The sequence below is a fragment of the Variovorax sp. 01T439_2 genome (assembly GCF_056398445.1).
Genome location: NZ_JBFTPJ010000444.1, coordinates 1 through 4,663, shown reverse-complemented (window position 1 = coordinate 4,663; position 4,663 = coordinate 1). Strand labels below are relative to the sequence as shown.

Genomic DNA, 4,663 nt, shown 5'->3' with positions numbered 1-4,663 from the left:
TCGCGATGCCGAGCAGGGACACCAGCAGCAGCGCCGCGAACATCATCGGGATCTCGGTGCGGAAGCTCGATTCGAGGATGCGCGAAGCCAGCCCCGTCTCCTTGCCCGCGGTGCCGGCCGTGAACTCCGCCACCACCGCACCGATCAGGCTCAGGCCGCCCGCGATCTTCAGGCCCGCCATGAAGTAGGGCAGCGCGCTCGGCGCGAGCAGGTAGCGGAAGGTCTGCCACGGCGAGGCCTTGTAGAGCTGGAACAGGTCGCGCAGGTTGCTGTCGGCGCTTTTCAGGCCGATGACGGTGTTCGACAGGATCGGGAAGAAGGCCACGATCCACGCGCACAGCAGGAGCGCCGCGGTGGTGCTCGACACGTAGATCAGTATCAGCGGCGCGATCGCGATGATCGGCGTCACCTGCAGGATCACGGCGATCGGGAACAGGCCGATCTCCACCCACTTGAAGAGCGCGAAGGCAATGGCCAGCAGCACGCCGCCCACGATGGCCGCGCCGAGCGCGAGCAGCGTGAGCTTCACCGTGAACCACAGCGCGCTGGAGAGCGAGCCCCAGTTGTCGAACAGCGTGCGAAGAATGAGCGAAGGCGCGGGCAGGATGTAGTGCGGGATGTTGTTGGCGCGCACCATCCATTCCCAGGCCAGCAGCAGCGCAATGACGATGCCCGCGGGCACCGCGATGCGCAGCATCGACTCGCGCCGGCGCAAGCCGTCTTCGTGTGCGCGCAGCGCGGCCTCGGAGGGCGCCGTGTCCGCGTCCGCGAGCGCGGCGGGCTCATCAGTGATCGATGTCGACGCCATGCAGGGCTCCATGCAGGGATTGCGACACGGCGGTGCAGTGCGCGTTGTAGCGGCTCGAGGTGCGGAATTCCTCGCCGCGCGGATAGGGCTCGTCGATGCGGATCTCGTCGATCACGCGGCCCGGGCGCGCGGCCATCACCACGATGCGGTTCGAGAGGTACACCGACTCATACACGCTGTGGGTGACGAACACCACCGAGAAACGGTGCTCGCGCCAGATCGCGAGCAGGTCGTTGTTGAGCTTGATGCGCGTCATCTCGTCGAGCGCGGCAAAGGGCTCGTCCATCAGCAAGAGGCGCGGATGCGTGACCAGCGCGCGCGCGATCGACACGCGCATCTTCATGCCGCCCGAAAGCTCGCGCGGGTACACGCCCGCAAAGCGCGAGAGGCCGACCATCTCGAGCGCCTGCTGCACCACCGGCGCGGCCGCATCGCGGCTCTGGCCCGCGAGCTTGAGCGGCAGCCAGACGTTGTCGAACACCTTGGCCCAGGGCATGAGCGTGGGCTCCTGGAACACGAAGCCCAGGTCGCGGTCGCTCTGCGTCTTGCCGGTGTTGGCGCCGGACCACTGCATCTCGCCCGAGCTGAGCCGGGTCAGGCCGGCGATCAGCCTGAGCGCGGTGCTCTTGCCGCAGCCCGAGGGGCCGAGAAAGCTGATGAAGTCGTGCTCGCCGATGTCCAGCGTCATGCCCTGCAGCGCGAGCGTGCCGTTGGCAAAGCGCTTGCTGACATGACGCAGGCTGACCAGCGGCGAAGAAGAGGTCGCGAGGCTTTCCATGGTGGGTGCGAGCCTAGCGCCAGGCAGGTTCGTTGGCGAGGCGCGACAGCGGGAAGCGGTCCACCTCCTGCAGCAGCTCCACGAAGCGCCGCCCCACGTGGTCGAGCACCGCGGCGCCCTTCTCGGCGGTGGCGCGCGTGGCGTCGCCGGCCGCGCCCGCGGGGTTGATGTCGTGCATCTGCCAGCCGAGCTTGCCGCTGGGCGTGATGGAGAGGAATTGGTTCTCGGCGGCGAGGTCTTCGGTCATCGAGCGGAAGTTGCGGAACTGGTCGGGACGCACGTCGTTCGGCGCGAGGTGCAGCATGACCGAGCTTTCCAGGTCGCCGGCATGGATGCCGTGCTTGCCCTCGTGCGCGGTGAAGAGCCCCTCGGGCAGGCCCAGCGTGTACCAGTTGGCGGCCACGACCATCATGCCGTGTTCCTCGCGCAGGTCGCGCGCCACGATGTCCATCACGCTCATCTGCCCGCCGTGGCTGTTGTAGAGCACCAGCTTGCGCACGCCGGCCTTCGCCACGCAGGCGCCGATGTCCTTCCACAGCGCGATCAGCGTGGTGGCCGAGACGGTGAGCGTGCCCGGGTAGCGCGAATGCTCGTTGCTCTTGCCGTAGGCCACGGTGGGCAGGAAGAGCACCGGCAGGTCGCCCGGCAGGTGCGGGAGCGTGGCGCGGACCATGCCGTCGATGGTGGCGGTGTCGGTCGACATCGGCAGGTGGGGGCCGTGCTGCTCGGTCGCGCCCACCGGCAGCACGGCGATCAGCCGTTCGCGGTCCAGGCGGGAGAACTCTTCGCTGGTCAGGTCGGACCAGAAGCGGCTGCGCAGGGGGTGCGGGTTCATCGTGGCGTACCTCGTGATGGCGGGCAACAGGGGCGGGATGATGAGTTAAATTATCCAATCGGTCAAAAAAAGATGGCTCGGCAATAACCCCCATGCCGCTGCCGCGTGAAATGCGGCGGCCACTTGATGGCGGCCTTCCATGGGCATATAAGTCATCCATGGTTCCTTGACTCGTCGCAAGACGAAAGGGGGCGCTATGAAGAGGCGCATCTACTGGCTGATGCCGGACCTGGCGAGCGCCAGGCGGGCAATGGACGATCTGGTGTGGGCACGCGTCGACGCCGCGCACATTCATTTCGCCGGACCGGAAGGCATGGACATGGCCGGGCTCCATGCGGCCAACGTGTGGCAGACCTCGGACCTCGTCCACGCAGCCAAGACCGGGTGGGTGGTCGGCAGTGCCTGCGGCATCGTCGTCGGCCTCGTGGCCGCGCTGCTGTTCCCGATTTTCGGCGACGGCCCCGAATGGGAAGTGGCGGTGCTGGTGGCCCTGCTGGGCGGCGTGGTCGGCGCCTGGTCGGCCAGCATGATCGGCATTTCGATCCCGAGCCCCAGGCTGCAACGTTTCGAGGGCGCCATCGCGCAGGGGCAGATCCTGCTGATGGTGGACCTGCCGCGTTCGCGCGTGCGGGACATCGAGGCGCTGCTGCGCTCCGCGCATCCCGAAGCCCGGTTCGAGGGCGAAGAGCCGCAAGTCCCGGCCTTTCCCTGAAGCGCGCGCATGAGCCCGGAAACCATGCCGAGCCGCAGGAGCGCACATGACCATGGCCGTCGCCCTGCTGCTCATCGTGCTCGGCTCGGTGCTGTTCCACGTCTTCAATCCGTGGTGGACGACGCCCCTTGCGTCGAACTGGCAGCCGATGGACGACACCCTGTCCATCACGCTGCTGATCACGGGGATCTTCTTCATTGCCATCAACGTGTTCGTCGCCTACATGCTGGTGCGCTTTCGCCACCGCGAGGGACGCCGCGCGGCGCATGAGCCCGAGAACAGGAAGCTCGAGCGCTGGCTGATCGGCGGCACCACCGTCGGCATCATGGCGCTGCTGGCGCCCGGCCTCGTGGTGTACGCGAACTATGTCAGGGAGCCCCGCGACGCCCTCGTGCTCGAGGTGCTGGGCCAGCAATGGCAATGGCGCTTCCGCTTCCCGGGCGAGGACGGCAAGCTGGGCGCGACCGATGCGCGCTTTGTCAGCGCCACCAATCCGTTCGGCATCGACCCCGCCGACCGCGCCGGCCAGGACGACCTCCTGATCGCCGGCAACGAGGTGCACCTGCCGCTCGGCAAGCCGGTGCTGGTGCTGATGCGTTCGAACGACGTGCTGCACGACTTCTTCGTGCCGAACTTCCGCGCCCGGATGAACATGGTGCCGGGACAGGTCAGCCGCTTCTGGTTCACGCCGGCCGTCGCGGGCCGCTACGAAGCGCTGTGCGCGCAGCTGTGCGGCGTGGGCCATCCCAACATGCGCGGCTACGTGGTGGTGGAAGACCCGGCGGCCTACCAGGCCTGGCACGCGGCGCTGCCGACCTTCGCCAAGTCGCAGGCCAAGGCGCCCGAGCCCCCGGCCGGCGCCGCCGGCGGCGATGCACGCGTCCAGCAGGGGCGCGCGCTGGCGGACAGCAAGGGCTGCGTGGCCTGCCACACGGTCGACGGCAGCGCGCGCGTGGGGCCGACCTGGAAGGGCCTGCACGGCAAGACCGAAACCATGGCGGACGGCAGCACCGCGCTGGTCGACGAAGCCTATCTGCGCAGCTTCATCCGCGATCCGCGGGCTCGCCAGGTGAAGGGCTTCCCGCCGGTCATGCCGAAGATCGAGTTGAGCGATGAAGAACTGGCCGCGCTGGTGGCCTATATCCAGAGTCTGGGCAGCCCGCCGGCGCAGGCTGCCGCCGAACAGAAGGCTGCGCGATGAACTCGTCCCACGCCGACGGCGGCGACCACCCCGCGCCGCAGAGCTTCCTGACCCGCTACGTCTGGAGCCAGGACCACAAGGTGATCGCGGTGCAGTACGCCTGCACCGCCATCGCAGTGGGCGTGGTGGGCGTGGTGCTGTCCAACCTGATGCGGCTGCAGCTCGGCTTTCCGGGCCAGTTCGAGTTCATCAACGCCGAGCGCTACTACCAGTTCGTGACCATGCACGGGATGATCATGGTGATCTACCTGCTCACGGCGCTGTTCCTCGGCGGCTTCGGCAACTACCTGATCCCGCTGATGGTGGGCGCGCGGGACATGGTGTTTCCC

At 67.9% G+C, this 4,663-nt stretch carries 6 protein-coding genes; 3 read left to right on the top strand and 3 right to left on the bottom strand.

Annotated features, from left to right (window positions below; translation table 11 throughout):
• The 3 genes from AC1DOC_RS19985 to AC1DOC_RS19975 all read right to left on the bottom strand — a co-directional run.
• Positions 1-808 (bottom strand): ABC transporter permease (locus tag AC1DOC_RS19985; protein ID WP_478130351.1); only part of this gene is annotated, 808 nt, incomplete at its 3' end.
• Entirely contained in the window at positions 786-1,586 is an 801-nt protein-coding gene (locus AC1DOC_RS19980) for an ABC transporter ATP-binding protein (RefSeq protein WP_478080909.1), read from the bottom strand. The genes AC1DOC_RS19980 and AC1DOC_RS19985, both read right to left, overlap by 23 nt.
• 13 nt (positions 1,587-1,599) lie before the next feature.
• A complete protein-coding gene (locus tag AC1DOC_RS19975; protein ID WP_018905237.1) occupies positions 1,600-2,421 on the bottom strand; it encodes a creatininase family protein in 822 nt (273 codons plus the stop codon).
• A gap of 196 nt (positions 2,422-2,617) precedes the next feature.
• Here AC1DOC_RS19975 and AC1DOC_RS19970 point away from each other — a divergent pair, with 196 nt between their 5' ends.
• From AC1DOC_RS19970 to AC1DOC_RS19960, 3 genes are all read left to right on the top strand, one after another.
• On the top strand, positions 2,618-3,133 hold the full coding sequence (locus AC1DOC_RS19970; protein WP_478080910.1) for a DUF1269 domain-containing protein: 516 nt from the start codon (positions 2,618-2,620) through the stop codon (positions 3,131-3,133).
• 46 nt (positions 3,134-3,179) lie between these two features.
• Positions 3,180-4,334, top strand: coding sequence for a cytochrome c oxidase subunit II (locus AC1DOC_RS19965; protein WP_478084442.1), 1,155 nt, complete (start codon positions 3,180-3,182; stop codon positions 4,332-4,334).
• Positions 4,331-4,663 (top strand): cbb3-type cytochrome c oxidase subunit I (locus tag AC1DOC_RS19960; RefSeq protein WP_478130350.1); only part of this gene is annotated, 333 nt, incomplete at its 3' end. The genes AC1DOC_RS19965 and AC1DOC_RS19960, both read left to right, overlap by 4 nt.

Coding starts and splice junctions, on each gene's coding strand:
- AC1DOC_RS19980 (WP_478080909.1), bottom strand. CDS start 1,586: ATGGAAAGCCTCGCGACCTCTTCTTCGCCGCTGGTCAGCCTGCGTCAT.
- AC1DOC_RS19975 (WP_018905237.1), bottom strand. CDS start 2,421: ATGAACCCGCACCCCCTGCGCAGCCGCTTCTGGTCCGACCTGACCAGC.
- AC1DOC_RS19970 (WP_478080910.1), top strand. CDS start 2,618: ATGAAGAGGCGCATCTACTGGCTGATGCCGGACCTGGCGAGCGCCAGG.
- AC1DOC_RS19965 (WP_478084442.1), top strand. CDS start 3,180: ATGACCATGGCCGTCGCCCTGCTGCTCATCGTGCTCGGCTCGGTGCTG.